Annotated in this window: 32 protein-coding genes; 15 read left to right on the top strand and 17 right to left on the bottom strand. The window is 62.1% G+C overall.

Going from position 1 to position 26,500, the window contains the following annotated elements; translation table 11 throughout:
- Positions 1 to 175: 175 nt before the first annotated feature.
- Both ACFZ8E_RS26695 and ACFZ8E_RS26690 read right to left on the bottom strand, forming a co-directional pair.
- Positions 176 to 574, bottom strand: a complete 399-nt coding sequence (locus tag ACFZ8E_RS26695) for a hypothetical protein (RefSeq protein WP_405044494.1) — start codon at positions 572 to 574, stop codon at positions 176 to 178.
- Positions 575 to 739: 165 nt separating this feature from the next.
- Positions 740 to 1,435, bottom strand: a complete 696-nt coding sequence (locus ACFZ8E_RS26690; RefSeq protein ID WP_405044493.1) for a helix-turn-helix domain-containing protein — start codon at positions 1,433 to 1,435, stop codon at positions 740 to 742.
- 345 nt (positions 1,436 to 1,780) lie between these two features.
- Here ACFZ8E_RS26690 and ACFZ8E_RS26685 point away from each other — a divergent pair, with 345 nt between their 5' ends.
- The 6 genes from ACFZ8E_RS26685 (at position 1,781) to rmf (ending at position 4,451) form a co-directional block, all read left to right on the top strand.
- Positions 1,781 to 1,960, top strand: a complete 180-nt coding sequence (locus ACFZ8E_RS26685; protein ID WP_405044492.1) for an HU family DNA-binding protein — start codon at positions 1,781 to 1,783, stop codon at positions 1,958 to 1,960.
- 246 nt (positions 1,961 to 2,206) lie between these two features.
- Complete coding sequence (locus ACFZ8E_RS26680) at positions 2,207 to 2,476, top strand: hypothetical protein (protein WP_405044491.1); 270 nt, start codon at positions 2,207 to 2,209, stop codon at positions 2,474 to 2,476.
- A complete protein-coding gene (locus ACFZ8E_RS26675; RefSeq protein WP_405044490.1) occupies positions 2,457 to 2,816 on the top strand; it encodes a hypothetical protein in 360 nt (119 codons plus the stop codon). The genes ACFZ8E_RS26680 and ACFZ8E_RS26675 overlap by 20 nt, the downstream gene beginning before the upstream one ends.
- Before the next feature lie 32 nt (positions 2,817 to 2,848).
- Positions 2,849 to 3,166 carry a hypothetical protein gene (locus ACFZ8E_RS26670; RefSeq protein ID WP_405044489.1) on the top strand — a complete coding sequence of 106 codons (318 nt, stop codon included), beginning with the start codon at positions 2,849 to 2,851 and terminating at the stop codon, positions 3,164 to 3,166.
- 173 nt (positions 3,167 to 3,339) lie between these two features.
- Positions 3,340 to 3,846, top strand: coding sequence for a DUF305 domain-containing protein (locus ACFZ8E_RS26665; protein ID WP_405044488.1), 507 nt, complete (start codon positions 3,340 to 3,342; stop codon positions 3,844 to 3,846).
- A 356-nt stretch (positions 3,847 to 4,202) separates the two neighbouring features.
- Positions 4,203 to 4,451: a ribosome modulation factor gene (gene rmf, locus ACFZ8E_RS26660; protein WP_405044487.1), complete on the top strand. Its 249-nt coding sequence runs from the start codon at positions 4,203 to 4,205 to the stop codon at positions 4,449 to 4,451.
- A 1,014-nt stretch (positions 4,452 to 5,465) separates the two neighbouring features.
- Here the strand turns inward: rmf and ACFZ8E_RS26655 are convergent.
- From ACFZ8E_RS26655 to ACFZ8E_RS26620, 8 genes are all read right to left on the bottom strand, one after another.
- Positions 5,466 to 5,732, bottom strand: a complete 267-nt coding sequence (locus tag ACFZ8E_RS26655; protein WP_405044486.1) for an XRE family transcriptional regulator — start codon at positions 5,730 to 5,732, stop codon at positions 5,466 to 5,468.
- 1,416 nt (positions 5,733 to 7,148) lie between these two features.
- Positions 7,149 to 7,700 carry a DNA starvation/stationary phase protection protein Dps gene (gene dps, locus ACFZ8E_RS26650; RefSeq protein WP_147726444.1) on the bottom strand — a complete coding sequence of 184 codons (552 nt, stop codon included), beginning with the start codon at positions 7,698 to 7,700 and terminating at the stop codon, positions 7,149 to 7,151.
- 140 nt (positions 7,701 to 7,840) lie between these two features.
- Entirely contained in the window at positions 7,841 to 8,242 is a 402-nt protein-coding gene (locus ACFZ8E_RS26645; protein WP_405044485.1) for an STAS/SEC14 domain-containing protein, read from the bottom strand.
- Positions 8,243 to 8,550: 308 nt separating this feature from the next.
- Complete coding sequence (locus ACFZ8E_RS26640) at positions 8,551 to 10,272, bottom strand: sensor histidine kinase (protein WP_405044484.1); 1,722 nt, start codon at positions 10,270 to 10,272, stop codon at positions 8,551 to 8,553.
- A gap of 13 nt (positions 10,273 to 10,285) precedes the next feature.
- A complete protein-coding gene (locus tag ACFZ8E_RS26635) occupies positions 10,286 to 12,580 on the bottom strand; it encodes a PAS domain-containing protein (RefSeq protein WP_405044483.1) in 2,295 nt (764 codons plus the stop codon).
- Positions 12,581 to 12,644: 64 nt separating this feature from the next.
- A complete protein-coding gene (locus ACFZ8E_RS26630; protein ID WP_405044482.1) occupies positions 12,645 to 12,836 on the bottom strand; it encodes a type II toxin-antitoxin system ParD family antitoxin in 192 nt (63 codons plus the stop codon).
- A 368-nt stretch (positions 12,837 to 13,204) separates the two neighbouring features.
- A protein-coding gene (locus ACFZ8E_RS26625) for an IS3 family transposase (protein WP_405044481.1) occupies positions 13,205 to 14,556 on the bottom strand; the annotation gives its coding sequence in 2 pieces (ribosomal slippage) (positions 13,205 to 14,220 and positions 14,220 to 14,556; 1,353 coding nt in all).
- Positions 14,557 to 14,572: 16 nt separating this feature from the next.
- Positions 14,573 to 15,178, bottom strand: a complete 606-nt coding sequence (locus tag ACFZ8E_RS26620) for a DUF2252 family protein (protein ID WP_405044480.1) — start codon at positions 15,176 to 15,178, stop codon at positions 14,573 to 14,575.
- Between the two features lie 364 nt (positions 15,179 to 15,542).
- Between ACFZ8E_RS26620 and ACFZ8E_RS26615 the strand changes: the two genes are divergently transcribed.
- The 5 genes from ACFZ8E_RS26615 to ACFZ8E_RS26595 all read left to right on the top strand — a co-directional run bounded on the left by ACFZ8E_RS26615 (position 15,543) and on the right by ACFZ8E_RS26595 (position 18,417).
- The gene (locus ACFZ8E_RS26615; RefSeq protein WP_405044479.1) at positions 15,543 to 15,821 is read left to right on the top strand and encodes a hypothetical protein; all 279 of its coding nucleotides are present in this window, start codon (positions 15,543 to 15,545) and stop codon (positions 15,819 to 15,821) included.
- Entirely contained in the window at positions 15,818 to 16,825 is a 1,008-nt protein-coding gene (locus ACFZ8E_RS26610) for a tyrosine-type recombinase/integrase (protein WP_405044478.1), read from the top strand. Before ACFZ8E_RS26615 ends, ACFZ8E_RS26610 begins: the two co-directional genes overlap by 4 nt.
- The gene (locus tag ACFZ8E_RS26605; protein WP_405044477.1) at positions 16,825 to 17,457 is read left to right on the top strand and encodes an AAA family ATPase; all 633 of its coding nucleotides are present in this window, start codon (positions 16,825 to 16,827) and stop codon (positions 17,455 to 17,457) included. Before ACFZ8E_RS26610 ends, ACFZ8E_RS26605 begins: the two co-directional genes overlap by 1 nt.
- Positions 17,454 to 17,813, top strand: a complete 360-nt coding sequence (locus ACFZ8E_RS26600; protein WP_405044476.1) for a hypothetical protein — start codon at positions 17,454 to 17,456, stop codon at positions 17,811 to 17,813. The genes ACFZ8E_RS26605 and ACFZ8E_RS26600 overlap by 4 nt, the downstream gene beginning before the upstream one ends.
- A 265-nt stretch (positions 17,814 to 18,078) precedes the next feature.
- Positions 18,079 to 18,417 (top strand): hypothetical protein, encoded by a 339-nt coding sequence (locus ACFZ8E_RS26595; protein ID WP_405044475.1) that lies wholly within the window; start codon positions 18,079 to 18,081, stop codon positions 18,415 to 18,417.
- 92 nt (positions 18,418 to 18,509) lie between these two features.
- Here the strand turns inward: ACFZ8E_RS26595 and ACFZ8E_RS26590 are convergent, their stop codons facing one another.
- Positions 18,510 to 18,761, bottom strand: a complete 252-nt coding sequence (locus tag ACFZ8E_RS26590; protein WP_405044474.1) for a hypothetical protein — start codon at positions 18,759 to 18,761, stop codon at positions 18,510 to 18,512.
- 290 nt (positions 18,762 to 19,051) lie between these two features.
- On the opposite strand from ACFZ8E_RS26590, the gene ACFZ8E_RS26585 reads away from it, so the two are divergent.
- Positions 19,052 to 20,599: a diguanylate cyclase domain-containing protein gene (locus ACFZ8E_RS26585; RefSeq protein ID WP_405044473.1), complete on the top strand. Its 1,548-nt coding sequence runs from the start codon at positions 19,052 to 19,054 to the stop codon at positions 20,597 to 20,599.
- Between the two features lie 78 nt (positions 20,600 to 20,677).
- Here ACFZ8E_RS26585 and ACFZ8E_RS26580 read toward each other — a convergent pair whose 3' ends face one another.
- Both ACFZ8E_RS26580 and ACFZ8E_RS26575 read right to left on the bottom strand, forming a co-directional pair.
- Positions 20,678 to 20,941, bottom strand: coding sequence for a hypothetical protein (locus ACFZ8E_RS26580; RefSeq protein ID WP_405044472.1), 264 nt, complete (start codon positions 20,939 to 20,941; stop codon positions 20,678 to 20,680).
- Positions 20,942 to 20,943: 2 nt separating this feature from the next.
- Complete coding sequence (locus ACFZ8E_RS26575) at positions 20,944 to 21,708, bottom strand: Crp/Fnr family transcriptional regulator (RefSeq protein WP_405044471.1); 765 nt, start codon at positions 21,706 to 21,708, stop codon at positions 20,944 to 20,946.
- A 215-nt stretch (positions 21,709 to 21,923) separates the two neighbouring features.
- Here ACFZ8E_RS26575 and ACFZ8E_RS26570 point away from each other — a divergent pair, with 215 nt between their 5' ends.
- The gene (locus ACFZ8E_RS26570; RefSeq protein WP_405044470.1) at positions 21,924 to 22,619 is read left to right on the top strand and encodes a Crp/Fnr family transcriptional regulator; all 696 of its coding nucleotides are present in this window, start codon (positions 21,924 to 21,926) and stop codon (positions 22,617 to 22,619) included.
- 113 nt (positions 22,620 to 22,732) lie between these two features.
- On the opposite strand, the gene ACFZ8E_RS26565 is transcribed toward ACFZ8E_RS26570, so the two are convergent.
- The 4 genes from ACFZ8E_RS26565 to ACFZ8E_RS26550 form a co-directional block, all read right to left on the bottom strand.
- Positions 22,733 to 22,975 (bottom strand): DUF6894 family protein, encoded by a 243-nt coding sequence (locus ACFZ8E_RS26565; RefSeq protein WP_405044469.1) that lies wholly within the window; start codon positions 22,973 to 22,975, stop codon positions 22,733 to 22,735.
- A 118-nt stretch (positions 22,976 to 23,093) separates the two neighbouring features.
- Entirely contained in the window at positions 23,094 to 23,822 is a 729-nt protein-coding gene (locus tag ACFZ8E_RS26560) for a Crp/Fnr family transcriptional regulator (RefSeq protein ID WP_405044468.1), read from the bottom strand.
- A 184-nt stretch (positions 23,823 to 24,006) separates the two neighbouring features.
- Positions 24,007 to 24,141, bottom strand: coding sequence for a DUF4113 domain-containing protein (locus ACFZ8E_RS26555; RefSeq protein WP_405044467.1), 135 nt, complete (start codon positions 24,139 to 24,141; stop codon positions 24,007 to 24,009).
- Positions 24,142 to 24,147: 6 nt separating this feature from the next.
- Complete coding sequence (locus tag ACFZ8E_RS26550) at positions 24,148 to 24,642, bottom strand: MucR family transcriptional regulator (protein ID WP_405044466.1); 495 nt, start codon at positions 24,640 to 24,642, stop codon at positions 24,148 to 24,150.
- A gap of 112 nt (positions 24,643 to 24,754) precedes the next feature.
- Here ACFZ8E_RS26550 and ctrA point away from each other — a divergent pair, with 112 nt between their 5' ends.
- Both ctrA and ACFZ8E_RS26540 read left to right on the top strand, forming a co-directional pair.
- Entirely contained in the window at positions 24,755 to 25,456 is a 702-nt protein-coding gene (gene ctrA / locus ACFZ8E_RS26545) for a response regulator transcription factor CtrA (RefSeq protein ID WP_405044465.1), read from the top strand.
- Between the two features lie 244 nt (positions 25,457 to 25,700).
- Positions 25,701 to 26,500 (top strand): histidine kinase dimerization/phospho-acceptor domain-containing protein (locus tag ACFZ8E_RS26540; protein ID WP_405044464.1); only part of this gene is annotated, 800 nt, incomplete at its 3' end.

Below are 26,500 nucleotides of genomic sequence, written 5' to 3'. Positions count from 1 at the left end.
CGGCCAGGGCCCTGCCCCGGCCGCTTTTTCATTTCTACGTGCAGTAAGTCAGCAACGCACCGACCTGTCGTCGCGTGCTCTCTGTGCCGAGCTGCCTGTCGGCGTTCGCGACCACCGCCGGCGCGCATGCGTCGAGAGGCGGAGGCTGTAGCATGCCTTACGAGGCTGTCGTCCTCTACGATGCAGCGCGACCCGACCAACTTGCCGATGCCCGCGCATTTGGCTTGGCTATACACAGCACCGCGGTCAGGAAGCTGAGAGCGCTCAGAGCATGGGTTTGGGCGATCGCTAGAAGCTCTGCGTGATAGGGGACTAGCGTTGGCTCTCGACGGGCAATGTCCTCGACGGCGCGCACGGCTGACCGGACCGCATCCAGGGCATCGTACAAGCCTGGCATGCCCTTCGCCGCGTTCGCCCTGATCGTCAGCAAGTGAACCTCGGCGTTACGTGGAGCTGCTCCCTCCGACCCGCCAGGTTGGGCAGCTGCGCGGATCATGTCGGCCAGATCACTGACTGATAGCGCGAAGCAGGCAGGCAACTTGGCATGGGGGAACTGTTCATCGTCGTTCGTCATACCGTCCGCCTGTGTGTGCCTACTGCATGGCTCGACCGGTTCTACCCGGTGCGCGGATCCTAGATCGAGCTTTGTCGGCAGGGTCGACCGCCGCTTGCCGGCAGCCCTTTTGACGGCTTCGCGCCTCTGAATTCACAGGGTATGGAACAGGAGTATCCGTGCCGCTCACGGATTTACGCCCTCCTCCTTGCGGAAAGGGGGGAGCGTTTCGCGACCCCCCTGACGCCCTAAGTTTTTCTTAGCCCGCCCGGCATGGGGGTGATGATCCGCCACCCCATTTCCGCCAGGGTAGTAACGATCCGTTACCCCCTTCCGAGCCAGCCGCAGCCAGGACGTCCATTCTCGCGAGACGATGCAGACCACGTTGGTGTCGTTGCGGAACCGGGACTGCCGTCGTTCCTCGACCGTGACGAGGCCCAGCACCTTGGCCTGCCGGATTGCGTTGCGGACGGTCGCACGGCTCACGCCTGCCAGCGCCGCGATATGATCCAGAGCTAGACGACAGTCGCCCCGCTTCGCTACCTCCCCCGCGACCACGGCTAGCACCGCCTGCTCGGCCAGCGTGAACCGTGTCGCAAGGCCCGGAGGAAGCCGCCCGGAGGCCGCCCAGCGACGACGGCGCTCCATCGAGGCGTCCGTGCGTGGCCGGGAGCCTGCGCGGCTCCTGGGGCTTCCTAGGGGCTTTGGGGCGTGGGTTCCAACATTCGCCTGTCGGGCCTCGATCAGTCCGGACAGGGCCTCCGCCTCTGCCTCGGACAGGTGCCCTTTCCCGAACGCTTTCCACATGGCGGACGCGACGGCCGGCAACGCGGCACGCGGGGCCGCCTCCGCCTGTCGGCGGATCTCATAGGCATAGTCCATCGTTCACGGTCCCTTACGGGCCGCGGTCTAGGGTCCAGGCAAAGCCTTCCCGTTGACGGAAACAGGTTCCGTCTTGACTCCCGAGGGAGGTCGTGGCTTGTGAGGGGAAGTGACTCGGGCCTCACAGCCCCAGGTTTTCGACGGCGCCACCCTGCCAGGGGTCGGCGCCGTTGGCTTTTCAGGGTCTATCTCGCGGCTTCAATCTCCTGATGCCGGCTCACGACTCGCCACGGGGCGCGCCACAGCCGGACATGGCATGTCGGCCGGCAGGCACCGTTAAGTCAACGCTGGGAGTGTCAGGCGGCGGGGTTGTCGTTCCCGGCGTGATGCGCATTCTGCGCCGCCATGAGCCGATCCGAACTGGTCCAGCGCCTCGCTGATGCGAACCCGCAACTCTACGCGAAGGATTGCGAGGCCGTGGTCGATGCCATCTTAGGCCGGCTCGCGGACGCCATCGCGGCAGGCGATCGTGTCGAGATGCGTGGGTGCAACTTTACAAAAATGGATTATGAAAATAACTCATGATTAACATAAGTTAAAGCGGAACATGTAGGGGTATGCACCTCTAAGTTGTTGCCGACAGGTGGTATTGGGCGTCGGCATGGAAGCGCGGTCGCCTTCGCCCCTTGCAGGGTGAGCTGATTTGCTATGTTAAATCGTCTCGGCTTGAGGCTTTCTGATCTCGCTGTGAGGCAAAGCAGAGATTGCATTAGCGACGCCAAATCTTTAACAGGACAATCAGAAGAACTCACACATTCGTCGCTTAGTACAATGAGCCTTTCACGTAAATTAATGTCTTTAGCAAATGTTCAGACATTACCTAGTGATATTAAGAAATTTAAACCTGAAGTCCACTTGCATATTTTAGCCAAATGGAGCGATCCAGAGATAGAGGCATTCGCGAACGCATTGATAGATACATATGTGATCGCACAGGAATGGGGCGACACTAAAATGGAAGCCGCAGCTGAACAGGCATTGCTTGAGATAGGCCGTTATTTAGCAAAAAGGATAGGCCCGAATGCGGTGGGATATCTATAATCGATCTCATTGCACGGTGTTTTATAGTCACGCAATCCCCTTGGCGCATCCGCTTTACAAGGCTGCGAAACCCAGGCCCGATGTTAAACGCACCCCTTTATTGGCGCACTCATTGCCTGATCCGGCTGCTATGCCGCGTACCTACTATGTCCACGCCACTCGCCATACAGAGCGGAAAGTCGTGCGCTGCTCGGCCGCCTGGATCGCGATTGAACAGTACGATCGGCTATCGCGGCAGGGCTGGAAGGTGAGCGTTCACGACGCATCCGGCGATCCGATTGCCGACGATGATCTAGCTCAAGCGATGCTTGCAGAAGCGCGTGCGCCGAAGGGGATCTAGCCGCACTCTTGTCTGCGGAGCGCTGCTCCACGGTGGATTTGCTCCATAAGGCCGTGAAGATCGCCTCACGGGCGCTGACGGATCGCATTGAGCGAGGCGAGTGTGAGGACTGGTGGGAAGGTGAGATGCAGCGGCTACGCACGGAAGCGCTATGGGCGGTCTCTGCCGGCATTCTCTGGATGGGCTTCAACGCCGTAGAGGCGATGAATGCGTGCATCGTAGCCAAAGGGGCCGGAACGGCTTGCAGGCGAGCCGGTGAAAATCAGGAGTTTTTATCGCTTTTGGTCGTGGTCTGCGCCATCTGTGTTCCCTTAGCGTACCTCTATGTGACGAAGCGGTTCGGGGATTGAGGCTTCGTCCTCGCCTTGCGCCGCTTCACCCTCACTCCTATCCCCGCCGGCCCACATCCGGCGAGACCCACGGCATCACCTGCACCAATCCAATTCACACCGTTCTTGACCTTCCTATCGTTGGAAGGCTTAGGCCCGATTTCACTAGCGTGATGTCATGCGGGGAGAGCGGTATGCGGCACATCGTTTGGTTGGCAGGAACAGCCTTCGCAGTGGCAGTGGTCGGAAGCGCAATGGCCCAAAGCCATGACCACATGCACATGGATCATACCGCCAAGGGCGGCGCTGCCGACACGCCTGCCACGCGCGAGTTCAGGGCGTCGCATGAGCAGATGATGAAGAATATGGCTGTACCCTACACGGGCGACCCGGATGTGGATTTCCGCCTCCAGATGATCCCCCACCATCAGGGCGCGATCGATATGGCGAAGGTCGCGATGCGTCGTGCCAAGGATCCTTGGAGCCGCCAGCTCGCTGAGTCGATCATCGTGGAGCAGCAGCGCGAAATCGATCAGATGCAGGGCTGGCTTCGAAGCCACGGCATGACCACCGCCTCCATCGGCGGTCCTACCCACATCATTGGCCCCAACTCGTTTCGAAGCCTGCCGCCAGAACCTGGCACCCGTGACGAGGCCGCGGGGGCTACTTGGGTGCCGGGATCTGGCGTTCCGTTGCAGTGAACACTCCGAATGCGTCCGGCCGTCATACCGCTTGCTTGGCATGACCTCGGGCCCAGCCGCGGGGCCCTGATGATCAACGCGCGGCGCGTCGAGGCAATCGGTGATATCTGGATCCGGTACGGGAACCAGATCTTCCGGCGTGACCGGCTTGGGCCCCCCGTCGGTGTGCCGGTCTGTCAGGCTGTTCAGTAGGCAGCAGGCCCGTCCTCCGACCTGACCACGGGGCGACGGGTGCATCGTTCATCTCACGAGCGGACCGGTCCTGAGCCCGGCTTGCGGGCAAGATGCCCTCAACCAGTTATCGCAGCGTCAACGATCCACCACGGGGCGGTCCCAAGACACGTTGACCGCTTCTTATGCCGCGGGATCGTGTTCGTTTCGGCGTGGTTAGACCTATAGATCTTCAGCGCGGAGTGATCGCCATGGCCCAGACCCGGCATCTGAATTCTCATTCCGACCCTGTCGAAGAGGGCGCGCAGGCTCGTATCCACGGTAGGCCGAAGGATGCTTGCCCCTATCCTTACAACAGTGAAGAGCGCGCCTCTTGGCTGGAAGGCTACGACGGTACGCCACGCGATGATGCTCCCAATTGGCATCTGGGGTGAGCGCATTGGCCAACATTAAAAAGCTTGAACAGTCATGATCTTGGAAGCCCAAGCCGCGCAGCATCCTGATGCGGTGGCAGGCCGAGCGCTACTGACGGCCAGATTGAGGCGATTGTCTCCTGCCGAGCGCAAAGCATTCCATACGGCAGTTCGTGTCTGCTTCGCATCGCGTGCGCCGGCGGCTGCTAACGAAAATCGAGAGGTCGACCGAGCCTTGGTGTGATGCCACCCATGTTGGTTAGATTTGGACGGTGATCAGCCATGGACCGCGATCAAAAGTCGGAGGAACGGATCGTCGGTTAAAGTGCCTCGTCACCGGTATGGGACTGTAAGGCGATGCGACCTGCCTCCGTGATCTCCCACTCCCGTGATCCGTCCACCCAACCGGCTCCGGTCGGCTCAACAAGACCCATCTTCATCAGCCCGGGGATTTCCTGGTCCCCCTTGGCATATCGACGTGGTCCGCCAGCCAGTAGCGTCAGCCGGTAATGCTGGCTGGGCCGCAGCTTACATTTCATCTTATCGAACCCTCCCGGCGCCTTCTGCTCCCGGAACTGGATGTCGGCCCCTCCCCCGTTCTCGGGCTAACGGTTCCGACCCCCTCGCGGCGAACGCGGAACGTTGTTGCTCTGTCTCCATTCCGCCAGCGCCTCGGCAACGGTTTTTATTCCAGACGTTGGTGCCTTCAGACCATCAATCCAAGCATCTAAATCCTGACGATCAAACCGATCCAGACGCCTATCGCCAAAGTCGATTGGGGCCACCGAACACTGCGCTGCGAAAGCTGCTACTGACAGGCCGCAAAACGATGCAGCCTGCGCTTTCGTAAGAAGCCGGGTAGCGGGTAAGGGCACGCCACGTTCGCTCATTGGCTACCAATGCCTCCATCGCGATCCTTCCGCCCTGTGACCCAGAAGACGAGGAGCGCAGCTGCAATAGTAACGACCGCGGCAGCGATCATGACGAGGAGGAAGGGATCGTCGATCACGGCCTACCCTTCAAACTGTCTAGCCTTCACAGGGCCTTCCGCTCGCGGAACCGGATGCCGGCCCCGCCGCCATTCTCGGCGATGAATTCCAGCCCAGCGCGCTCAAAAGCCTCGACCAAGGCGCGGTTATTCAGGGTCGTGAGGCGCCGGGATGGCTTCCCGTCCACGCTGCGGACCGTCTCAAACGCCTTGATCGTCGGCAAGGGGACGCCCGACGCCTCCGACAACCCTTTCTGATCCATTCGAGCCAATGCGCGCCCTGCGCGGCACATCTCGGGCGTCAATTCAGTCACGCGATCATCTCCGATCCTGTCGCTAGAAATATAAGATGCGACCCCCGTTGACAAGGCCGGGCCGTTGTCGCCATAAGTATCGAGTTAGCTATTGAGAGACACCCCGATGCGCTACGCCAACCTCATCCCCGCCTCGCACATCGCCCGCAGCGCCGACCCGCGTCTGACCGCCGACGCCCGCCGCGCCGTCATCACCGCGAAGCTAGAGGCGAGCGCTGATGCCGACTGCCCCTCCTGCTACGACCGATCGCCGGCTGACATTGCGTCAGTTGGGCCGGCTTGTGTGGCTAATGCTGCGGGTACGCTACTTCGCCCGGCGGATGCATTGGGCCATGTTGAGACAAAGCCGGATCGGGGCCACGGCCGGCGGCGCGCGGCTACTCCGCTTTACCCGGCGCTGGCTGGCCTCCCACGCCGAGATCTCCGCACTGCTCGGCCGACCCGAGCCGGGGGATGTGGCGGAAGCTCGGGCTATCCTCGCTGAGCTATGATGCCAGCGAACCGTTGAGGGCAATGCAAGCGCACGTGTCCCGCCCCCCCCGCGTTTCGTCATAGGGTCACGGACACAACTTTGCTCCTATCTACTTCGGTGGGATGCTCACAACCACGTGGTGCGTACGGCGGAAGTCCCTCTACGCGGTTCGCGTGGATGCGCTCGCGAAGCGCTACCGCCCGCTGAGCGATCGCCCCGGCATCGCATCGGCGACAGGGGCCGCCGCGACCGATGGCGTGACAGTCTGTGGGGTACTGGCAGGACGGGCGCGTCATCGCGGCGAGGATAAGCAATTCGCGGCCAGTATCACCCCCTCCGCCCCCTGCACGGTGGCGGAACTCGTGGTGATGTAGCTGGCAGGCTCGTGCTGCCGTCAGCGGCGATGCTCGGGAGGCCAGGGCACAAGGCCCATTTCCAAGGCTCTAGCGCGGCGAGAGGTCGGCAAGAGCTGCGAGATTGGATAACGGAACGGTGGGCACTTTGACGGCCACACCGTGAACTGAGGATTGCCGCTGATGTGAAGTACGCATGCCTCACATCCTTTTATGGCGGTGGCCGTTTTCGCTCCTAGGTTGTAACTCTGAAAGCTGAGCTTCCTGCCGGAGACCGCATGCCCCTCAGCATCAGCGCCAATGCCCTACCCCAGGGGGAGGTGACGTTCCGTGGTCGCGGGCATGGCATCGTGACGGGCTTCAAGCTGCTGCTGCGTGTCTGCCCTCAATGCTCTCAGCGGAACGCTCGGCAGACCGAGGCAAAAGGGTACTGCCAATGGTGTGCCTACATACCTCTCCTTGGTGATGCGGAACCCGCGAAGGCGGCCTGAGGCACCTATCGATGTTGGCAATGTGTCAGGCAGTGCGAACTTCAAAGGGAGGGCACTGAGATCCAGCGCCTCCCATCCATTCCTATGACCGTACCCCGCCTCAGCGCTTGCCGTCGTGATCACCATCGCGCATCGCGCCAGTTGGCTCCTGGACATGAGCTTCGAGGAACCAGAGCTGCTTATCGACGCCGCGCGAGACCTCAGTGAAGAGGTCCGCCGTGCCGGCATCGCCCGCCTCGTCGGTGTCGTCGATGTTCTGGCGGACGGCGTTCGCATAGACCGCATAGCGATCGATCAGCGCCGCAAGATGGTCTGCGATCCGATAGGCGTCGAGCGGATACGGTGCGAGCTGCGAGCCAGCGGCCACCGCGGTCGCCGTGCCCCGCGCCGTGCCGCCGAGCTGCGTGATGCGCTCGGCAACCTTGTCGTTGTAATCGTCGAGTTCGGTACGGAACCCATCCAGCATCAGGTGGATGCCGATGAACTGCGGACCCTTCAGGTTCCAGTGGGCCTGCTTGACCGCCAGCGCCAAGTCGATGCCGTCCGCGAGCCGGGCGTTGAGCGCGTCGGTCGAGACCTGCTTCGCGTTGGACTTGGTGCCGTTCTGGGTCTCGTGGAGGCGCTGCCCCTGGGAGGCGTTCGTGTCGGCCATGGTAGGTCCCTTCAAGTTTCAGCGACAGCCGGAAGGCGCTCCGCAACAGCTTGGGCCATAGCGTCCGGAATGCGCTCGCTCCCTTCAAAACCGCCACCGGGCGCTGGTTCCTTTGCGCCGATCCAACGACCTTGTGCGTATCAGGACGCAGCGGTTGGAGCCTGTGCCAGCCAAGCCCAAGCAGCCGGCTCCTCATCAAGATCGAAGGTCTTGGTCTCCACCGGCATGATCATTCCCGAGAGGTTGATCATCGCCTTCGCCATCGTCGGGGCGCCAACAACGACGTAGCGCTGGATATGGGCCACCGAACGGGCTTTCACGCTCGCTGCATACCCGTCGAACGTCGCTCCAAGATCCGAGCCTTCGTAGTTCGACATGATGATCAGCATGTCGATTTTGCCGTGTGCCTGCATGGCCGTATCGGTCACGGAAGACATCCATTCGATGTCGGGTTTGGTGATCTTGTCCTTGATCTCGAAGGCGAGGAGGTCGGGACGAGGGGCCTCGCGCTGGATGACGGAACCGTCCGGTGCTGCGTTCATGGCGTTCTCCCGCTCCCTCCGTGATCGACGGTCATTCAAAACATCACGCCAACGCATTTTGATCCAGTGGCCTGCTCGGAGAGCCGGAACCGGAGTGCGTCGCGTGGACCGCCGTGGCGCGGTGCTTGTAAGGGCTGAGAAGGGTGGTTTCCTGCCCGTCCGCTTCTAGGCCCCAGATGCATCGGAGCTGACATCGCTCTCAGCCCGCTCTCGCCCCGGATCGGACACTATCCTCTTCATCCCTAGCGTGTTCTCGAACGACCCACCTGGGCCGAACGTCCGCCACGGGGCGGTGGCAAGAGACCAGATTAGTGATGACGCTCGTCGGCCACTGGGCTGAGCATGGACGCCCGCTCGTTGCTGCATGGGAGGGGCAGGTCGAGGGAGCAGCGCAACCCAGACGAGTCGAACGTCAGCGACACCTGCCCTCCCAACTCCCGCTGCATACCCCCGGTGATCAGCCGTGTGCCGAAGCCTTGCCGCCGCGGAGGTTCGACCAACGGCCCCTCACTCTCCTGCCAGTCCAGCTTCAGGTACCGGCCACCACCCTCGCCCTGAGCGAGCCGCCACATGATCCCGACCCGCCCCCCCGCCGTCGACAGCGCCCCGTACTTGGCCGCATTGGTGGTCAGCTCGTGCACCGTCATGCCGATGGCCAGCACGTAGCGCGCCGGCAAGGCGACGTCGGGGCCGTCGAGGGTGATGTGATCGAGCCCACCGCGGTAGGGCGCCAGCTCGTTCTCCAGCACCTCCCGCAACGAGGCGCCCGTCCAGTCCTCGCGCGTCAGCAGGTCGTGCGTCTTCGACAGCGCGAGGATGCGCGCCTCCAGCTGCGCAGCCTGCGCCTCTCCCCCGCGCGACTGCCGCGCCAGCGACTGCACCGTGGCCAAGGTGTTTTTCACCCGGTGGTTCAACTCGTGCAGCATCGTCGTCTGCTGCGCCTGCATCGACAGCCCCCGGGCGATCGCGCCGTTCAGCTCGCCCTCGCGGCGTTCCAGCGCGCCGGCCATGGCGTCGAAGGCTGCCCCGAGCCGCCCGAACTCGGAGGGTCCGCCCATGCCGGTCCTCGCGCCAAGGTCGCCGCCCTGCCACGCCGCGGCCCCGCGCAGCAGCCGCTGCACTGGACGCTCGATGAACCGGCGGCCGCCGAACCAAGTGGCCAGCCCCGCCAGCAGGGCGCCAAGTAGGATCAGTGCAATCCCGCGCTCGGTGGCGGCATCGATGTCGGCGAAGGCCACTTCGCGGTCGCGCCCGACCACGACGTGCACCCCCGCGAGCACACCACCGGGCTCGGCCACCCCGACGACGCGCTCGCGCCCGTCCAGCCCTGCGATCGACCGGGTGCCTTCCCCCATGTCCATCAGCCGCGCCAGCCGCTCCGGCGGTAGCTTGCGCCCAACCCAGGCGTCGTGGTCCGGGCGGCGCACGAGCACGGTGCCCTCGCTGTCCGTGACTGTCAGGGTGGTGCTCGCGAACCGCAGCACGTCCTGCAGCCGCTCGGACAGTTGCATGAGGTCGACGCTCGCCACGATCACCCCGGTGAGGCGGCCGTCCGCGTCGCGTACGGGCTGGGCGAAATGCACCGCCGGCTGGCGGGTGCGCACGCCGACCACGAAGTTACCCATCGCGAAGGCCTCCGTGGCCAGCACGCGCTTGTGGTAGGCGCGCTCGGCGTTCGAATACGCGCCCGGGGGCGAGCCGCGGGAGTCGCAGACAACCCTCCCGTCCGGTTCGGCGAGCGAGAGCAGGCTGAGTTGCGGCAGGCGCTCGCTGATCAGTCCGAGGTAGGCCGTGCAGGCGGCGGAGTCTTTGCCGCGCACGGAGCCGTCGACGGCGGCGAGATCGAGAACCTGCTGGAGGCTCTGGGCGAGCTGGACGAGGTCCGTAGCCGCCGCGCGGGCGCTGCCGAGGGCATCGACCCGTACCGCCGCGTCGCGCGAGGCGCGCAGCGCGTACTCGTTGTAGCCCTGGATCGCGAGCGCAGGCATCAGAGCGAGCGCCACCAGGGCCAGGATGCGTCGGGTCAGCATCGGACGTGTGCGCTCAGGCTCGGTCCGCCGCGGTCCGCGGACGCTGGCCCACCGCCCGGCGCAGCACGGCCGAGAGGTCGTCTACGGAGTAGGGCTTCTGCAGCATCTCGAACCCGTGAGTCCCCTCCTTGGCCAGGACGTGGCTGTAGCCTGAGGTCAGCACCACCGGCAGGCTGGGATGGAGACGGCCGATCTCCTTGGCGAGGTCGACGCCGTTCATGCCGGGCATGACCACATCCGTGAACACCACATCGAAGCGCCCCGCATCCGCGGCCAGTTCGGCCAAAGCCTCATCCGCGCTGGGGGCAAGGACCGGCCGGTAGCCCAACTCGATCAGCGCTTGCGCCGAGAACCCACCGACGTCGGCGTTGTCCTCCACCAACAGAACGCAGGTGTCGTGGCCGACCACCAACGGGTCCGGGCCGGCGGCCTTGGTCGCTCTGCGCCGTCTGCCGGCGACGCGCGGTAGGAACAGCGTGAACGTCGTGCCCTCGCCCAGTGCGCTTTCCACCATCACGTCGCCGCCGGTCTGCTTAGCGAAGCCGAACACCTGCGACAGGCCGAGGCCGGTGCCTTTGCCGACCTCCTTGGTGGTGAAGAACGGCTCGAAGATCTGATCGAGCTTGTCCGGCGGGATGCCACCGCCGGTGTCGGCCAGCGAGATCGCCACGTAGGCCCCCTCGACGGCCGCGTGGGTACGCATCGCCGGAATGGCCTCGGCCGGGCGCACGGCGATGGTGATTTGCCCCTCGCCCTCCATTGCGTCGCGGGCGTTGACCGCCATGTTGACCAACGCGGTGTCGAACTGGCTTGGGTCGGCGCTGATGAAGATGCGATGCTCCGGCAGGTCGGTCACGAGCTTGATCCGCGCCCCCGTCAGCGTGCCGACCATCTCGGTGATCGAGCGCACGCCGTCGCAGGCAGCAAACACTTCGGGCTTGAGGGTTTGGCGGCGGGCGAAGGCGAGCAGCTGGCCGGTCAGCCGCGCAGCCCGGTCCACCGTGTTGGAGATAGCAGCGATGTAGCGGGTCCGGCGTTCCTCGGGCAGGTCCGGTCGCTTCAGGAGGTCGGTGGACGACTTGATGACGGTGAGTAGGTTGTTGAAGTCGTGCGCCACGCCTCCTGTGAGCTGCCCGATGGCCTCCATCTTCTGTGACTGACGCAGGGCTTCCTCGGCCTGCAACAGGTTCTGCGCCTGCTCGGTCTCCAGGGTAACATCGCGCCCGTAACAGAAGATCAGCCCACCCTCGGGCGTCGTCACCCAGGAGATCGTTCGGTAGGTCCCGTCCTTGTGACGGTAACGGTTCAAGTGCGTTGGCAGTGGCTGCTTCGCGGCCAGGAGCAGCGCCTCCCGCGATGCGGCGTGACCCTCCGGGTGCGTGAACACAAACAGACTCCGGCCAACCATCTCCTCGGGGGTCCACCCCAGCAGCCGCGTGGCGGAAGGACTGACGGCCCGAAGGCCCCCCTCCGCATCGATGACGACCTGCAGGTCTTGAGCGTTGCGCCAGACCCGGTCCAGGTCGGCGTTGCGTTCAGCAACCTGGTGTTCGAGCGCTTCGTTCAGCCCGACCATCGCCGTCTCGCTTCGCTTGCGCGCCGTGATGTCCGACGCGGCACCGAGCCAGCCCGTCACGCTGCCCTCGGTGTCGAACAACGGCACAGCGCGCGACAGCGCCCAGCCGACCGTACCGTCTACGCGGTTGACCCGATGCTCCAGTTGAAACGTCGACTGGGTCCGGATCGCCCGCTCAAACTCCGTGCGCACGGCGGCACGGTCATCCGACGGTATGTACGTGCTGAGCCAGTCCGTGTCGGTCGTAGCGGTATTCGGGATGAAGTCGCCGCCCGTGAGGTGATGCAGGTCGCTCCAGTCGGCGTTGACCGAGAACCGGACCTCGGAAGACGAGCGGACCAGCGCGTCGAGGTAGTGCTCGCTTTCACGCAGCGAGCGCTCGGCGCGGACGCGCTCGGTGATGTCGCGAGAGATGCCGATCAGCTTGAGCGATCCCGCCGCCAACGGCCGGAACGGCGCGAAGCTCGCCTCCCACCACCGCGGCTCACCCCTGGCGGTGGGACAGAACCCCTCCGCGCGGGCGATCTCGCCGCCAGCCGCCTTGCCGATCGCCGCGCGGATCTTGTCGCGCTCCCTCTCCGGCCAGAGGTCTGCGAAGTTCAGCCCGAGCACGTCGTCGGCCGTGTCGAGCTGGTTCAGCTCGACGCCGCGGGCATTCATGAACTCCAAGCGCCCCTCGGCAGATAGGACCGTCACGCAGTCCGGGCTCGCCGCGAGGATGCCGTTGAGCACGGCCTCGCTATAGGCCGCGTCCGCCTCCGCAGAGTTCTCGTCTTGGGCCGCCAGGACCGCTGGGTCAGTCAACGGCGCTGGCCGATCGGGAGGCGCGTGTCTTCGGGCTGAAGTCCGTCTCGAACCGTTCGAGAGCGCGCAAGCCTGCGCGGACGACCTCGCTAGTGCTGCTGTAGCGCCCAGTGGCCAGGCGCTCTTTGATGAAGGCCCGCAGCTCCGGTGTGATCGACACGGTGATGGTTTCGCGCAGGGCCATGCCGGACGCTAGCATGCTCCCAAACTGTCTTACACTTCACGAACGCGAGATACAGTCGAGCTTTCGGGGGTGGGAGCCTCCCCGGGCGCCCGACACGACCGGATGTGGCACGCCCGTTTCGGGACGAGTAATCTACTTCTGCTCTCCACCGCTAGCCAAAGTTGCCGGACAACCGACGAATGACCGCTTGTGGGAAGCGCCCATGGCGATCCAAGCGGCCGGGTTGGGTCGAAATCCGACACTTGGTACCCATCTGTGACGCCACTGATCGGGCGAGCATGATTGCCGTCGTATTGTCCGTCGTCAGATGATTTGGGACATTCAGCGGTGTTCAGGAGAGGAGGCTCTGGTCCATCTGGGGTAAGAGGTTAGGCAGCCTGCGCGTGGTGGCGCAAGCGGCGATCCATCAGGGTCTGGCGCTTGATGCGTTCCCGCTCGGCCAGGATCCCTTCGCCGCGTCCGAAGTAGACGTCGGCGGGCGTGAGGTTGCTCAGGCTCTCATGGGCTCGGGCATGGTTGTAGTGTTCGACGAAGGCGGCAACCTGCGTCTCCAACTCGCCGGGCAAGTACGCGTGTTCGAGCAGGATGCGGTTCTTGAGCGTCTGATGCCAACGCTCGATCTTGCCCTGCGTTTGCGGATGGCATGGCGCACCGCGGATGTGGGTCATGCCCCGAATGCCGAGCCAGTCAGCCAGGTCGCTGGCGACGTAGCTTGGACCGTTGTCGGAGAGCAGGCGTGGCTGCGGCATCACCCGCGCCTGATCGAGCCCAGCCGCACCCAGCGCCAGGTCGAGCGTGGCGGTGACGTCGCTGGCCTGCATCGTCGTGCACAGCTTCCAGGCGACGATGTAGCGTGAGAAGTCGTCCAGGACCGTCGACAGGTAGTACCAGCCCCAGCCAACGACCTTCAAGTAGGTGAAGTCCGTCTGCCAAAGCTGGTTGGGCGCGGTGGTCTTATCGCGGAACTCGTCGGCGGCCTTGATGACGATATAGGCCGGGCTGGTGATCAGGTTCTGAGACTTGAGCAACCGGTAGACGGTCGCTTCCGAGACGAAGTAGCGCCGCTCGTCGGTGAAGCGCACCGCCAGCTCACGCGGACTGAGTTCAGGCTGCTCCAGAGCCAAGGCAACGATCTGCTCGCGGATCTCTGCAGGTAGACGGTTCCAGACCCGGCTCGGCTGCGAAGGATGGTCCTTCAACGCCTCGGGGCCGCCGCGCTGGTAGGCGTCGTACCAGCGGTAGAACGTCGAGCGCGTGATGCCGAGCTTGTCCAGGGTGGCACGCACCGGCAGGTGGGATTGCTCGACCAGCCGGATGATCTCCAGCTTCTCGGGGGCCGGGTACCTCATGCCTCGTCGCCCCCAGCCCCGCTCATGCTTTTTTTAAGCAAACGGTTCTCCAGGACGAGATCAGCTACGACCTCCTTCAGCGCCCCCGCTTCGCGACGGAGATCCCGCACCTCATCCGTGGTGGCCGCACGAGACGTGTCACCGGACAGGCGCTTCTTGCCAGCCTCCAGGAACTCCTTGGACCAGCCGTAGTACATCGAGGCGGCAATCCCCTCACGTCGGCAAAGCTCGGCTATGCTGTCCTCGCCACGCAAGCCTTCCAGCACCACACGGATCTTCTCCTCGGACGAGAACTGCCGACGTGTGGCCCGACGGATGTCCTTGATCACCGCTTCTGCCGGCTTCTTGGCCGGTCCGGATGTCTGCTTCATCTTCGCTCCTCAGGGGCTACGATGAACCAGCCATCCTCCGTTCGTGAAGACCCTCAATCTGTCCCACAGGTGCTGACGTCGGACAATCAGCGTCACGAGCTGCCACCTCGATGCTCGCACAGAGCCGCTTGAGATCCCACTCCCACGGTCCAACTGTGACTTCATCGAAGTCGTTGAGATCTAATACCACATCGCCTTGTGGGGTGCCGAACAAGCCGAAATTGGAAATATGTGCGTCCCCGTTCAAAACTACATCGATTGCGGTGCGAGGACCATGAGCGAGGTCCCAGGCCATGACCTGGGCAGCCCCACGCAGAAAAGCGAATGGTGAGGAAGCCATGCGGGCGATGCGGAGAGGAATGAGGTGCGATTGCCGGCCCTTATGTGCTGCCTCGATCAGCATCACCGGGTCTGGACGATCCGCGCTAACATTCAGTACGGAATGAACTTTATGAGGAATTTCGATACGTAGGATCTTGCCGGCGGTGCGCCGCTTGTCCCACGGCTCCACGCCCGAACGCAGCTCGATATGTGGAAAGTCTGCCAATGGCTCCAAGACCGCTTCTTCCGCGGCTTTGACTAGAGCCTCTTGCTGATCGTTGAGCAGTGGTGTGATGTCCATAAAGTGTGCTGACCGCTCCATCGACCTCAACCGTTCGCTGCAGATAAAGCTAGCGGCGCGATGACAAATTGAAAGCGCCGGACCACCGTTGGCCGAGCGGAATGACGGGTCAGGGACAGAAGCTGAAACGCGCCTCACATTTGTTTAGCTCGGGTGGAGCGCTCGCAGGGGAGGTATCATCAAAACGCACCCGGCTCGCGCACCCGACCACGGCGCGGCTAGGCGGCCTATAACAAAGGCCCGATCAGCATCCTTAACGTTTCCACGCTTTCACGTTGTAACGTGGTAGCGCGATCCCGTTGCCATTTCCTGCGTGGCGGTTTAGGGTCCGATAAGAAGAGATTATCGGACCTCAGAAGTCAGCATGCCGTCCACACTGCCTCGCCTCCCCTTCTCGCATGCCGGGCAGAACTTCATCGTCAAGGCCCGGCCGACAGCGGCGGGGGTCGAGGTTCGCGGCTTTTTGCATGCCCGCTCGCGGGGACAGACTCGGTTTTTCGTCCTTGTGCCGATTGAGGCCATACAGAAGGCCCAGCGCCCGGATTGGGCCGATCCTGTGCAAGCCGCCCTGAAGCTTGTGCGGAACCAGATCGTCTCAGCGATAGACGAAGGCAAACCGCTGGGCGAGGAACCTCAGCCGTGAGCACAGACGTAAGCCTCGTCCCGCCGACCAGCCTCGAAGCCTTCGCCGACCGGGCGCGCGAGTATGCGGGTCAGGCGCGGGCCAAGAATACGCGACGCGCTTACGCCAGCGACGCACGTGCATTTGCGACATGGTGCGAGGCCCGCGGGGAGTCTGCTTTACCAGCCAGTGGGGCTGCGGTGCTCGCCTACCTAATCGATCACGCTGCCACGTTAAAAGTTACCACGTTACAACGTCGTCTTGCGGCAATCCGGGAACAGCATGCTGCGGCAGGCTTCGTTCTAGATACCGCCTCGGCTGCGTTCCGAGATGCGTGGCGCGGGATCAAGCGGACGCATGGACAGCCGGCAGAGAAGAAGCGTCCGCTGATGACAGTCGATCTTCGGCGCGCCATCGCAACGCTGCCCGATACCCTTGCCGGTACGCGCGACCGCGCACTGATCCTCATCGGCTTCGCCGCGGCGTTGCGCCGGTCCGAACTCGCTGGGCTTGAGGTTTCACGCCGCGATGGTGCTGCCTGGATCGAGGAGCGGCCCGACGGCCTCGTGATCCATCTCGGGCGCAGCAAGACGGATCAGCAAAGCGAGGGCGCCGAGGTCGGCGTGCCCTATGGATCGAAGATGGAGACGTGCCCGGTGCGGAGCTATCGCGCGTGGATCAACGCCGCTCAGTTGCGGGAGGGGCCGGCGTTCCGACCGATCGACCGACATGGGAGACTCGGGGTGGAGGCAGTCACTGACCGGACTGTGGCTCGGATTGTCCAGCGGACGATCGAAGCTGCGGCGTTGGTGGACGGACACTCGCCGGAGGAGACCCGGCGGATAGCTTCAGCGTTTGCTGGCCATTCACTTCGATCCGGCCTCGCCACCTCAGCCGCGGCCAACGACGCACCAGGCCACGCAATCCAGCGGCAGCTTCGGCACAAGCGGTTCGACACGACGAGCGGCTACATCCGGTCCGGGCAAATCTTCAAGCAGAACCCGGCAGGGATGGCGGGCCTGTGATGCGCGTCCTGGCTCTTACGACGCAGAAGGGCGGTAGCGGCAAGAGCACGCTCGCCGCGAGCCTCGCTGCCGCGGCGATGCAGGACGGCGAGACAGTTGCGGTGCTCGACACGGATCAGCAGGCTTCGCTTGCCGGTTGGGGACGACGGCGCGAAGCAGATGGAATAGACGTGCAGAGGGTCGAACCCTCGGCCTTCGCAGGCACGCTCAAGCGGATGCGCGCTAACGGTCAGATTTCACTGGTGATCGTGGACACGCCTGGGCGGTACGGCCCCGATGTCGCCCTGGTGCTTCGGGAAGCCAGCCTATGCCTCCTGCCAGTGAAGCCGTCGATCCTTGATGTGGAGGCAGCCCGGCCGACCGTGGAACAGATCCGGCTCCTCGGCAGGCCGTTCGCCTTCGTACTGAACCAGTGCAATGCGACGACGCAGGCCCGGACTCTCGATGCGGCAACCGCGCTCGTGAGTTCCGGGGCCCTGGCGCCGTCGATGGTTGCTACCCGCTCTGACTTCCTCGACTCGATGACGATGGGGCAGGGGGTTACAGAACTCGCCCCAAAAGGCAAAGCCGCAACCGAAATTCGCCTGCTTTGGCAATGGGTGAAGGCGCAGCTTGCAGGACCGAACGCATGACCAAGAAGCCGCGACCGTCGATCAATGACCAACTCGCGCGGATCGCCTCTCAGGTTCCAACTGACACAGTAACGTCGTCACGCGACAACGTTACCACGTTACAGCGTGATGACGTGAAACCTGGGAACGTGGCAAGTGAAGCTCTGGCGGAGCCCGCTGGTCCGGATGGCTACAAGCGGCGTGTCCGATACGAGAAGCCACACGCCTCGGTCTACGCACATCCGAAGGTGTTCAAGGCCCTCCGCGAGATCGCGGTCGCACAGGATTGCAAGCCACACGATCTCTACCTCGAAGGGCTCCGCATGGTGCTGCGGACGCATGGACGCGACTTCGACGCTCTAAACCGGGGCGAGTAGGAAGTTGAAACGTGGTAACGTGATCACGTGAAACGCAGCCCTTACCCGGATCATGGATCAGAGCGGCCATCGCGATACCCGCACGGTCGTCGGGTACATCTGGCGGGCGAACGCCTTCAAGGGACACTCGGGGAGCGGGTTCCTGTGATCCGTCCCGTTGAGAGACGCGCATCTACAAGGGTTTTGATTTCGATGGTGGTGTTGCCGTTCGGGTATCGTCTCTTCGGCTGCAACCGTCCAAGCCCGTGATCCACGGGAGACTGCCATGTACCGCCCAATCGTCGCTGCTCTTATCACCTCGCTCAGCCTGGCCGCCTGTCAGACCGCCGCGCCGAACCCAGAAAAGGCAGCCGTGTTTCAGGAGGACATCGCACGCCTTAGAGTCGATCGTGATGCCCGGCGCATCTCGTATGCCGAGTGGGCGGAGCGCACGGGTGCGGCTGTGCGGATGAACGTGACGCTCAGCCCGGATCAGGAAGCTGCTGTCGCCTATCGGACGCAGCTTGCCCGCCGGGTGGACGCTGGCGAGATGACGCCGCGGCAGTTCGAGCGTGAAAGCGCTCGTACCCTGGAGCGTGTAAAGTCCGGCAACCGGGGCGTCTAGCATCAGCCGTTCTAACGAACATTCTGTTTGCCAGGCGCGATTGCAATTTTTTACAAATAGAAAGTTGGTTTCTATTTTATATCTATTGACTTCTACACCGATCCATTAGGTTTCTCACGAGGTAATCCGACATCAGTCAAGCCAAGCCCTTGCGCTAGGCGCAGCAGAACCTTTATTGGTAAGTCGCAATCTTCTCTTCGCTCAATTTTTTCAATGATGTTTTGCTCAATCCCAAATAACCGTGCTGCATCGGATAACGATAGGCCCATTTTCGCGCGGGTCAATGCTGCATGGGCTGCAAGATTTTGAAAGAGTCGCAATCGGTCTCCCGCCATCTGGTCCATAAAATCTGCATACCCCCTGCAAGCCATTTTGCTTACGATAGGCCACGGTAGCGCTGAAAGCCTGCAAATTTCAACACCTAGGGTTGAATGCCTGCGCCGCCCTACACGCAGCGCTCTTCAAAAAATGGGCGTGCTTTCGGTATCAACCAACTTCAAGGTTTTGTACTAATGTAAAAATATTACCCCAATTAAATGAGAGGGCATTCAGCAATTGTTTGATAGCTTCAGATGATAAGGAGTCATTAGGCATTCAAGAATTACAATTGGAATGTGGACTCTCACGGCTGCCTATGACCATCCGATCGCCCTTCGCCCTGCTTGGACGCTGGACCCACTCGGCACGCTCGCTGACGGCGTTCAATCTCGCCTGCGTTGCCGGTCTCTGCAGCGTGTCCGCCGTGATGCTGTGGGACATGCGAGAGGATGCGACCCGCCGGACAGAAATCACGTCCCGTAGCCTGCTGCAGGTGCTGGAGCGCGATATCGCCCGCAATATCGAGCTCTATGGCCTATCGTTACAGGCGGTGGTCGACGGTATGAAGCGAACGGACGTGGCGCAGGCCTCGCCCGAACTCCGTCACATGATCTTGTTCGATCGCTCGGCAACCGGCCTCGGCTTCGGCTTCATCATGGTGATGAACGCGACCGGCGACGTTATTCTCAACTCGCAATCGGTCACGCCACGTACGCTGAACCGAGCAGATGGCGAGTATTTTCAGTACTTTGCCGCTCACAACGATGATGGGCTACATATCAGCCCACCGGCCATCTCCCGCCTGACGGGAAAATGGGTTGTCATGTTGAGCCGCCGCCTGTCGAACCCAGATGGCTCGTTTGCTGGGGTCGTCGCTGGTGCCATCCATCTCGACTACTTCCGCGGCTTGTTCGCCGCCGCGGGCGTAGCTCATATCGGCACTGTGACTTTATACGGACCAGGCGGCTCAATCTTGATGCGGGAGCCATTCGATCAGCAACTGCTTGGTAAAAGCGTCGCTCAACAGCCAAGCTATTACCACATCATGGCGCGCCAAAATGGTAGCTTCATCGGTCCAGCAATGATCGGAGAGGGTGAGCGCCGCTTCGAATTTACCCATGTCGGCGATCAACCTCTGCAACTTAGCACCGCGATCTCGCCGACGGATATCTATGCGGATTGGTGGCAGAAAGCTCTGACACTTGGAGGAACCGTACTAACCCTTTGTGGAGTCACCATTGGCCTGACGGGGTTGTTCCGTCGCGAACTCAATCGACGGCAGAGTGCCGAGATTGCGACGACGGCCCTTAACGTCGAGTTAGAATTATTGGCAACGACGGATGGGCTGACCGGCTTGTCTAATCGTCGTCGCTTCGATGAGGTTTTGGCTCATGAATGGTCACGCGCCGTACGAACCTTACAGCCGCTTTCGCTGATCCTGCTGGATGCCGACTCCTTCAAGGGGTTCAACGACCGTTACGGGCATCAGAAGGGCGATGAAGCCTTAAAGATCATCGCTCGATCAATCGAAGCTATTATCAGCCGATCTGGTGATACCGGCTATCGCATCGGCGGCGAGGAGTTTGCTATCCTCCTCCCTAATACAGGTGAAGACGGTGCAAAGATAGTTGCCGATCGTATTCTAGATGCTGTAGCGGGTTGGAAGCTCCCTCATGCCGGTAGTAAACATGGGGTGCTTACCGTGAGCTGCGGGTTGGCCCAGATCCCTGAAGCGATTGCCATTGACCCAACGGCGCTGTTTCGTGCCGCCGACGCCGCTCTATACGAAGCCAAACGATCGGATCGGAACTGCGTCCGAGTTTCAGGTCCCGTGAGCCCTGATTTACGATTAGTTATGGCCTGAAGTTAGTAGCTTCGCATCTCCTCCTTCGTCTTATAGCGCAATCCCAGCGAAGGCAGACTTGCAACGTTGCGGCTTCGGTCATGCTTTCCAGTGCTGGCGCAGCCATCGCGTGGCCTCCTCCAGCGTGGCGAAGATCGGTGCCGAGACCCCGAAGAGACGTCCGAAGGCCGCCTCTACGAACCAGCCCTGGCCCACCTCGTACTCGGGGGTATCGAGACGCACCAGCACGGCAATCAGCAGGCCGTTGGCCAGGACGAGACGCCCTTCCCGATCCGGGCTGCCCGTGTCAACCATGATCGGCTGCAGCACGAGCAACGCCTCGACGTTGTTGCGTGCATCCATGCCTAGCTTCCCTGAAGCTGGCTCAGCCATGGATCGCTTCGGCGTGCCCCCCAGCGCGTGTTCTTGAGGTGAAGGTAGTTGGGCGTGAACCCGCAGAACGCCTTGAGCTGCTCGACATCGTGGATCGTTAGAACCCGTCGTTTGAGCGTGATCAGCCCGAGATCACGCAGCTCTCGAAGCGTACGATGCACGTGCACGGCGGACAAGCCCATCGTGTCGGCAAGCTCGGGCTGCGTGAACGGAAAGGGGTAGCTGTCGTTCGTGACTTTTCCCACCGCATCGAGCCGGACCAGTAGTTCGCAGAGGAGGTGGGCGAGACGCTGCTCCGGGGCACGGCCACCGAGGTTGACGAGCCACTCGCGCAGCACCGCCTCATCGACGAGGGCACACCACCAAAAGGCTCGCGTGATCTGCGGATGCGCCTCAGTGATCTCCTCGATCGCCCGACGCGGGATGTCGACGACATGGCACGGGGAGATCGTGCCGATGTTGTGATCCATCTGGTCGAGGATGAACACGTTCAGATCGCAGAAGTCCCCCGGAACCAAGAGAGCCATGATCTGGCGTTTGCCGTCCGGCAGCACCTTGTAGCGGCAGGCGAGGCCATCGAGGATCAGATGGACATTCTCAGGGGCGTCACCTTCTCGGACCAGATCGACCCGTGCACCGACCTGCCGGATACGCGGCGCCAGGCCATCCAGGGCCCGGCGATCGTCATCCGATAGGTCCTCGAAGCCTTCCAGCTTCCGGGTCAGTACCTGCTGCATCACGCCTCAGTAAAAATTTGACCGAAACGACCCTATGTCGGAAATCCGACATTTCAAATCATCATTTGATGAACAGTTTGCGCCGCGGTCACGTTTTCCCTAGAACCTGCGCATCGTTTGCAATCTTTCGGGCGCACACGGCTGAGGGTTCGTGCCCCCGCCCTTTTCAGGGCGAGCCCGTGACGCAGCTCCGACAGGCCACGTGCCGCAATCGCTTGCTCGCCGGACTGCCACCATCCGACTTCGATCTGCTTCGGGACCAGCTCGCCCTAAAAAAGATCGCGGTGGGCGACGTGCTGATCCAGACGGATACCCCAATCACCAGTTTGTATTTTATCGAACGCGGCATTGTCTCGCTGGTGGCGCAAGCTCCCGACGGCGAACAGGCGGAGGTCGGGCTCGTTGGCTGCGAAGGCCTCGTCGGAACTCCGCTCTTGCTTGGCTGCGATCAGGCCCCTTTTGATGGCCGAGTTCAGAATGCAGGCTCAGCCTGGGTCATGTCCGCTCCGAGCTTTCGCGAGATCCTGCCTCGATCCTCACCTCTCGGTGAGCGGCTACTTCGATATGTGCAAACCGTCACTGCGCAAATGGCTGGAACAGCGCTCGCCAACGCACGCTACACGCTGGCAGCCCGTCTCGCCCGCTGGCTGCTGATGTGCCACGATCGGGTTGAGGGTGACGACCTGTCGACGACACACCGCTTCCTGTCCTTGATGCTCGGCGTGAACCGCACCGGCGTCAGCGAGGCGATGGCCGTTCTGGAACGGGCTGGGGTCATCGCAACGAAGCGTGGGGCGATCATCATTAAGGACCGCGAGCACCTAATTGCTCAAGCGGGCGCCTGCTACGGAATGCCAGAAGCCGAGTACGATCGGCTTCTCGGATCTACAAAGTTGATCCCTACGATCTGAACGGCGTTTTCTGGGATCTGGGTTGGTCTACGCCGAACGCTGGACCAGCTCGGCGACGGACGGTGCTGGGACGCCGAGGTTGGTGCTTGGGACGACTGTCAGGCACCGTGGTCTCACCGGATCAACCGCGTTCCAACGAATGACAGGGCCGCCGAGTAGACGGCCTGCCCATCCTCGTCCCTCACCATCACCATATAGTTCTTATAATCCCCATCACGTCGAAGTTCGTCGATCGCGATAGATGGGAGCACTCGCTTGGCTTCGACAACGGCAGCCTCAAGGTCGGCACACGCGACGCCGACCTCATCACGCTCGTTGGCGTTTGCATCAAGGATATCGAAAAAGAAGCGAGGCACATGGCTCTCCGCGCGGCATATGCGGGAGCACAATAGTCTCATAAGCGCCGACTACCGGTACCGTGGCCAACTATCGCATGAAGTCATACGATACGCAGCGGTTCGGCAGCAACATACGTTAGTGTTGAAGATGGGCCGGATCGAACTCGGCGGCCTGCGCGAGCCTGTCCCAGGCCGTGATGTTGAGCGTCCGTGTGCGGAGCTCGATCAGACCCTGACGCCGCATCTCCTTCGACACGCGGTTGGTGTGCACGCTCGATAGGCCTAGTGCATCGCCAAGTTCGCTCTGCGTGATCGGCAATGTGCAGCGGTGCTCAGCCGCAAGACCCATCGCTTCCATCCTGCAATAGAGTTCGCAGAAAAGATGCGCCATCCGCCCAAAGGCATCGCGCTGCCCCATACCGGTGATCCACTGCCGGAAGATTGCCGCGTCGATCAGGGTCTCGCGCCAGAGGATTGCCGCTAGCCCAGGGAAGCGCTTCGTGACATCGATCAGGCTTTCATGCGAGATGAAGGCGATCGTGGCCTCGGTCAGGGCCGCAAGGCTGTGATCCATCGTGTTGATATGCAGGCTGTGTAGATCCGGCACGTCACCCGGCACGTGGAAGGACAAGATTTGTCGCCGGCCCTCGCCGAGGAGCTTGTATCGGAACGTCCAACCTTCCACCAGCAGGCAGCAGTGCTCGGGCTTGTCCCCATCGCGCACGATGTCTTGCCGTGGTGCAAATGTCTGAACTCTGGCTGACAAGTTCTCGACGGCTTGCCGCTCCTCGTTAGAGAGGTGGCCACTGCGCTCCATCTTGCGCACGAGCAGGCCGAGTGCAGCTTGGTTTGATACGAATGTCATGACGGCTTCGCCTCACTGAAAGCGGAAGCTCAAAACTCTCGCCGTCGTCAGCACTGGAACGGGCATGCTGGCGATGGAATACAACCTAGACACACATAGGCTGAGAACCACAAGGGTACGTGGAAAAAAACGTTTATGCGCCTGTGACACGCGTATTGCCGTGTTACGCATGCGCAACCGGCAGCTAGCCGACCTGGGTCATGTAGCGCAGCGTCCGCATCTTGAACTTCGTGCTCCACGTCCGCTTCGCTTCCAGGCCAGCCCACGCCGGGACGATGCTGTCGCGCCCGACGCGAGCGTTGCAGGTATCGATGATCACCACTCGTCACATCTTGAGCTTCCGACCACGGGTCTTGGGCGCCTCCGAGATCGTCTCTCCCGTATCAACAGCCTTAGCGGCTGCCTTGCGCCGCAGCTGGCCAAGGCCGAGTGAACGCGCTAGCTCGGACCGCTTGGCGGAGTAGGCGGCCGATACGATGGGGTAGTCAGACGGCAGGCCGTACTTCGCACGGTAGCTATCCGGTGTGAGCCCGCGAAGCGTGAGGTGGCGCTTCATCGTCTTGTAGGTCTTGCCATCCTCGAAGCTGACCATGCCGTCGGGGGTGATTGATTTGCGGATCTGTGCAGGCGTCGGCTTCTCGGGACCAGTCAGCTCTGGCACGGCTTCCTTGCCGAGCCCGGTAAGAGCGGTATGAACCCTGGCAATCAGGGCCGCCAGTTCGGCGACGGGCACGTTGTTGTTCGAGACGTAAGCGGCGACGAGGTCGGCCGTCATTTCAAGCTCATTGCGCCCCGAAACGAGCATCGCACCATCAGTCATGTTATTACCCTTGGATTACCTATCGCTCTGCATAACGATTTGGCAAATCAAGCGTCAAGCTTTTGTTAGGGATATCGCATTAGGAGTTTCTTAGATTTTTCGGGGTTGGACGATGCGTGTTCTGTTGGTCGAGGACGATGCGTCGGTCGCAGAGAGCATCGAACTGATGCTCAAATCCGAGCGGTTCGTGACCTACATCACCGACCTCGGTGAGGAGGGGATCGATCTCGGCAAGCTCTACGATTACGACATCATCCTGCTCGATCTGAACCTGCCCGACATGTCGGGGTACGAAGTGCTCAGGAAGCTCCGCCTCGCCAGGGTCAAGACCCCGATCCTGATCCTGTCGGGCATGGCCAGCATCGAGGACAAGGTGAAGGGCCTCGGCTTCGGTGCCGACGATTACCTCACCAAGCCGTTCCACAAGGACGAGCTCGTGGCTCGCATCCACGCGATCGTGCGCCGGTCGCAGGGGCATGCAGAGGCCGTCGTCACGATCGATGATCTTACGGTCAACATCGACAAAAAGTTCGTCCAGATCGCTGGAACCTCGATCAATCTCACGACCAAGGAGTACCAGATGCTGGAACTTCTTGCTCTGCGGAAGGGGACGGCGATCACCAAGGAGATGTTCCTTAACCATCTCTACGGCGGCATGGACGAGCCGGAGGTGAAGATCATCGACGTGTTCATCTGCAAAATGCGAAAAAAGCTCGCCAACGCCAGCGGGGGCAAGAACTACATCGAGACCGTCTGGGGCCGCGGCTACGTGCTTCGTGAAGGTGGGCCCGAGATGCGGGCCATGGCGAGCTGAAGCGCCAATCTACAAGCTTCCTGTTGCCTGCCACGAACCTGATCCGCCTTGCACCGCGCGATAGCCGCCGCGCTCCGGCTCCCGGCTTTGGCGCTCAACGATGCAGATGGGTTTGGTCCAACAGCGTTTAGACCCAATGAGATAGAATAGGACCATCGCATGGCGGTTCACATGAACCCACTCGATTTTCGTGCCGTCGATGCAATGGCTTTGCGATACGGACGTGTCGTGACACTCCTCCGCGATGAGCAGCTTGCATAGACTGATCGGAACCATCGCCCGACACCGCCCATCGCCGGGCATTCGCTACGGCGTACCGTTGCTGCTCGTCACGTTCATGACGTTCGTGCGCTTCCTAGCGCCGGCCTATATCGCGCCCTTCCTCCTCTACATCCCCGTTCTGTTGGCGGTAAGCCTCGCCTTCGGCCGGGGGGCCGGAACGTTGGTCCTCACGCTCTCCACGCTGATCGCCACTTGGTTCTACACGCGCGACGGGAGCCTCGACGGTGTCGATGTCTCGCTCCTGTGTCAGTACGTGTTGATTGGCGCCGTCATGATCTGGATCTGCGACTCGCTGCGTCGGTCCGTTGTGCAGAACGAGGCGACGCTGGAGCGCCTTGACGGTGCGAACCGCACCCTTGTTAACAACCAATCGGAATTGACCGCTGCTAATGCTCGGGCCGAGGCCGCGAAAGAGGCTGCCGAGGAGCACAGCCGGGCCAAGAGCCGATTCTTGGCCAACATGAGCCACGAGTTGCGCACGCCGCTATCCGCGGTGATCGGCTATTCGGAGATGCTCGAAGAGGAGGCGGAGGAACTCGGCCAGGACAGCCTCCTCAAGGATCTCGGGAAAATCAAATCGAACGCCCAGCACCTGCTCGGGCTGATCAACGACGTGCTCGACCTGTCCAAGGTCGAGGCCGAGAAGATGGAACTCTACCCCGAGGACATCGACGTCACCACCTTCGTCACGGACGCCGCCGGTACGGTGGAGGCGCTGGTCGCCAAGAAGGGCAACGTCCTCGCGTTGGACGTGGCCGATGA

This window comes from Methylobacterium sp. HMF5984, from assembly GCF_045033435.1.
GTDB lineage: Bacteria > Pseudomonadota > Alphaproteobacteria > Rhizobiales > Beijerinckiaceae > Methylobacterium.
The sequence above is the reverse complement of the archived record's forward strand: the minus strand, read 5'-3'. Positions and strand labels throughout refer to the sequence as shown.